Source organism: Mucilaginibacter sp. P4_G9, assembly GCF_056400985.1.
The window spans coordinates 1-4,172 of record NZ_JBFUKF010000429.1; the positions used below are offsets into that span (position 1 = coordinate 1).

Annotated in this window: 5 protein-coding genes; all 5 read left to right on the forward strand. The window is 39.9% G+C overall.

Annotated elements, in window-relative coordinates; all coding sequences use genetic code 11:
* The first annotated feature begins 221 nt into the window (after nt 1–221).
* The 5 genes from AC1DPZ_RS23120 to AC1DPZ_RS23140 all read left to right on the forward strand — a co-directional run bounded on the left by AC1DPZ_RS23120 (nt 222) and on the right by AC1DPZ_RS23140 (nt 4,001).
* On the forward strand, nt 222–704 hold the full coding sequence (locus AC1DPZ_RS23120; protein WP_477407886.1) for a VOC family protein: 483 nt from the start codon (nt 222–224) through the stop codon (nt 702–704).
* A 385-nt stretch (nt 705–1,089) separates the two neighbouring features.
* A complete protein-coding gene (locus AC1DPZ_RS23125; protein WP_477407888.1) occupies nt 1,090–1,923 on the forward strand; it encodes an ABC transporter ATP-binding protein in 834 nt (277 codons plus the stop codon).
* Between the two features lie 9 nt (nt 1,924–1,932).
* Nucleotides 1,933–2,829 carry a hypothetical protein gene (locus AC1DPZ_RS23130; protein ID WP_477407890.1) on the forward strand — a complete coding sequence of 299 codons (897 nt, stop codon included), beginning with the start codon at nt 1,933–1,935 and terminating at the stop codon, nt 2,827–2,829.
* Nucleotides 2,830–2,848: 19 nt separating this feature from the next.
* Nucleotides 2,849–3,220, forward strand: coding sequence for a GntR family transcriptional regulator (locus AC1DPZ_RS23135; protein WP_477407892.1), 372 nt, complete (start codon nt 2,849–2,851; stop codon nt 3,218–3,220).
* 16 nt (nt 3,221–3,236) lie between these two features.
* Entirely contained in the window at nt 3,237–4,001 is a 765-nt protein-coding gene (locus AC1DPZ_RS23140; RefSeq protein WP_477407894.1) for a GIN domain-containing protein, read from the forward strand.
* The last annotated feature ends 171 nt before the right edge of the window (nt 4,002–4,172 follow it).

The following is a 4,172-nucleotide window of genomic DNA, read 5'->3' on the forward strand; positions in this document are numbered from 1 at the left end:
CAGCTTAAACAGCGCTTATGTATCCGGTATGTTACATTTATTTTAATTTATAACCCCCAGGAAAAATGTATCTTATTGGTTAATTGAACATTAGCGGCTTGCTGAGTTTTGCAAACAATATTCATTTCGTAATTAACCCCCTAAAATGTCATGATCGCACCGTCTATATCAAAGGTTAATGGAGGTATATTTGTTTAACAAATTAATAAACTAAAACCATTATGAAAATCAAGCAAAAGATCACCCCGTTTTTATGGTTCGATGACCAGGCAGAAGAAGCTATAAGTTTTTATACTGCTGTATTTAAAGATTCGGAAGTTGGCAATATTGCCCGTTATGGCGATGCCGGCCCTGGTGAGAAGGGAAAAGTAATGACCGGCACATTCACACTGGCCGGCCAACAATTTATGGCACTTAACGGTGGCCCCATGTTTAAATTCACCGAGGCCATATCTATGTTTGTTGACTGTAAAGACCAGGATGAAGTAGATTACTTTTGGGAAAAACTATCAGAAGGGGGAGAAAAATCAAGATGCGGCTGGTTGAAAGACAAATTTGGTTTATCATGGCAGGTGGTTCCTGAAACTTTGGGCGAATTACTATACAGCACCGATCCGCAAACATCTGGCAGGGTAATGCAGGCCATGATGAAAATGGATAAGATCATTATCCAGGATTTAAAAGACGCTGCTGAAGGTAAATAACTGTACAGCAACCACATATTTTAATTTAAGTCGCCTGAGCAGTATCGGCTGACTTTTTCATACAGTTTATTGTAACAAAAAAACCGACTTAGCCAAAATCAGGGCGATTGATTAAATTGCGATAATTTACCCGATAGACCTATAAAAAACTTCTCCTATTAGGGCTTGCTTTGCGTTAGCCCTCCTCCCTACTTGTCCTTGTCAACTGTTCCCACTCCTTTGTTCTTCCCAAAAAAAGATCTTTGTTCTTTATTCTATCTACCCCACTTTAAAAATTTAACTACTTGATACTCTAAAATATTTCTTCTGTAAAATTTGGAAATGCAAAAAAAACGCTCTATCATTGTAGTGTACTATTATAGTAGTACACTAAAACACAAACCTCATGATTAATATTAACCACCTAAACTTTGGGTACCAAAAAAATCAAATGGTACTTAACAACCTTAACCTACGCATTAAGCCAGGGCATATTTACGGCCTGCTTGGGCGCAACGGCGCGGGTAAATCAAGCTTGTTGCATAACATTTGCGGCCTGGTATTTCCACTAAGCGGCTCATGCGATGTAGCCGGCCAAAACCCGGCACAGCGGTCGCCGGAGTTTTTACAGCAGGTTTATTTACTGCCCGAAGAAATTTACCTGCCAAACGTATCCATCAAACGCTACCTGGATATTTACGCGCCCTTTTACCCTGTATTTGACCGCGAAATGTTTCACCGCTTTTTAACCGAGTTTGATATCCCAACAGAAAAAAAGCTTCAAAGCATGAGTTACGGGCAAAAAAAGAAAGTAATGATCAGTTTCGCCTTAGCTACACAAGCTAAAGTGTTGTTGATGGATGAGCCCACCAACGGCCTGGATATCCCCTCCAAAAAGCAATTTAGAAAGATCATTGCAGGCGTTATAAAGGATGATCAGCTCATTATCATCAGCACCCACCAGGTAAAAGATCTGGATAGYCTGATTGATTATGTTATGATACTGGAAGACCAGCAAATTATCCTTAACCAGCCTGTTGAAAACATCACCGAAAAGCTGGCATTTAAACAGGTTATGAACCTTGACGAAGTTGCCACCCCAATTTACAGTGAAGGCGCACTTAAAGGATATGCAGTAGTGGCCATTAACCATAAAAAAGAAAGCTCAAGACTGGATATGGAGATGTTTTTTAACGCCGTACTTACAGAAAAACAACAAGTGCTTTCACAATTTAATTAAGAAAAAGATATGGAATTTTCAACACATAGAATTTGGCTGCTGGTACGCAAGCAATGGGCCGAAAACCAGCAGCTTTACATATTAGGCATGCTGGCCCTGGCAGGGATCATTGCCGCTTTAATCATATACAATATATCAACGTTAGAAGGCTTTAGTAAGCGTTCGCAGGAAAGCCTGTTCTTTTTAAGTATGATAGTAGCCGGCAGCATATTTGCAACTACCATTTTAAGCCAGTTTAACACCAAACACGCCGGCATCCAGGCGTTAATGCTGCCTGCATCAACGTTTGAAAAGTTTGTAGTAGCCGCGATATATAGCATCATTGTTTTCCCGGTTTGTTTTATTGTTATAGTTTACCCTTTAATAACCATTGGTCATTATATAGATCATGAACTGGTTGGCAGTAACAATATATTGTATACTGTGAATTGGGACCTCGAAGAATCCACATTGATCTTCGTATTCCTGATGTTACAGAGTGTCGCGCTGTTTTGTTCCGTGTTGTTTAAACGCTACGTGTTTATAAAATCGGCGATACTGGTAATCGTCGTATTTTTTGGAGTGATAATTTCAAACCCTTTTATTGCCAGGAATATAGTAACAATAGATATGGGCAAACCGGTTATAGCCAACATCACCGAAACCTTTTACGATGTAAACCACAATATTGTAGGCCATAAGGTAGTAAAAGAACCCACCTGGACGCGAATTCGCTCTGCAATACCGTATTCCGGAATGGAAATTAACAACTGGTTTGTAAAGCAAAAATACAACGGTGTTAATTATATATCATATGGCATGGAGGTACGTAATAAATACAACGCGGTATTTTATGCCCTGTTGGTGATAAGCATACCCTTTTTATGGTTAATTACCTGGTTTAGGCTTAAAGAAAAAGAATTGTAACCCCAAAAAGGTAAAAATCATGGATTTTAACAACACACAAGCCATATACCTGCAGATAGCAGATTATGTGTGCGACAAAATACAGCTAAAGGTATGGCGTGAGGACGAAAAGATCCCCTCAGTACGTGAGCTCGCCGTTATGCTGGAGGTAAACCCCAATACCGTAATGCGATCGTACGAGCACCTGCAAAACCAGGAAATAATTTATACCAAACGCGGCATGGGGTATTTTGTACAGGCAAACGCAGCCAAAAATATCCTGAAAACACGGCGTAACCAATTTATGGACGAAGAATTACCACTCCTGTTTAAAAAAATGCAGCTGCTTGGCATCCCCGGAAACGACTTGCAAAGCAGGTACCAGGAATTTACAAATCAACCTAACAGCTAAAACTTAATATCAGCATATGAAAACCAGCACAAAATTAATCATCATACTTTTTACCTGTATCCCGGTATCATTACTGGCCTATAACCTGCTCCTGAAAAGCCAATTCAATAAGGGCGATTTTAACCGCGATTTGTATCCGCAGGATAACAGCGTATTTGTTACCCAACCCGTTTCGCCGGGGTTTAAACATATCGTGATAGATGGATCACTGAAAATGAAAGAAACGGGTTACGTTGAGCAGTGGATGGCCCGTATCTGGATAGGCAAAAACATCAAAGCAACATATACCGGCGGCAATACAGTAACGGTGAACAATGAGTTAAAGGAAAACCTGGAAACATCGGTAAAAAACGACACGCTGTTTATTGCCTTCCGGGTGAGAGGCAAATTTGATAATAACGCCAGGAACTGGAATGATGAGGGCGATATTGTAAAAATCTTTGCGGGCGATGTCCAATCTGTCGACATCAAATTTGCCTTTGTTACTATAGCAGACAACATCAGTAATGCCAATTCTTTGAAACTGAGAGTAGCCGATGGCAGTCATTACGATGTCAACAACCTATCGGTTAAAAACCTGGATGTGGCCGCGGCAGACAGCTCCTATGTGAATGTTACAAAAGGTAACCGCATTAATATGCTCAACTATTCGTTAAAGGGTAAAAGCAGCCTGAAGCTTGATGAAAACCCGGTAAGGCAGTTCCATGCGGGCCAGGTTGATAGTACCGCTAACATTCAACTTACAGGCAAAGCAACTTATATGCAAAACCAGCTGCATTGAATTTAAACTTTATAAACGCATAAGACATGATCAGATCAATATTTTTTTGGATTGGGGTTATTTTACTGGCTTGCATACCTTTGTTTTTAACAGATATCGCCTCCTTATAAAACTAAAAAAGATGGGTAGCCCAAATGCTATCCATCTTTTGTTTACAAATAAATGTAATAC

Bases quoted from the DNA above. Each gene is read 5' to 3' on its own strand.
- AC1DPZ_RS23135 (WP_477407892.1), top strand. From the start codon at position 2,849: ATGGATTTTAACAACACACAAGCCATATACCTGCAGATAGCAGATTAT.
- AC1DPZ_RS23140 (WP_477407894.1), top strand. From the start codon at position 3,237: ATGAAAACCAGCACAAAATTAATCATCATACTTTTTACCTGTATCCCG.
- AC1DPZ_RS23130 (WP_477407890.1), top strand. From the start codon at position 1,933: ATGGAATTTTCAACACATAGAATTTGGCTGCTGGTACGCAAGCAATGG.
- AC1DPZ_RS23120 (WP_477407886.1), top strand. From the start codon at position 222: ATGAAAATCAAGCAAAAGATCACCCCGTTTTTATGGTTCGATGACCAG.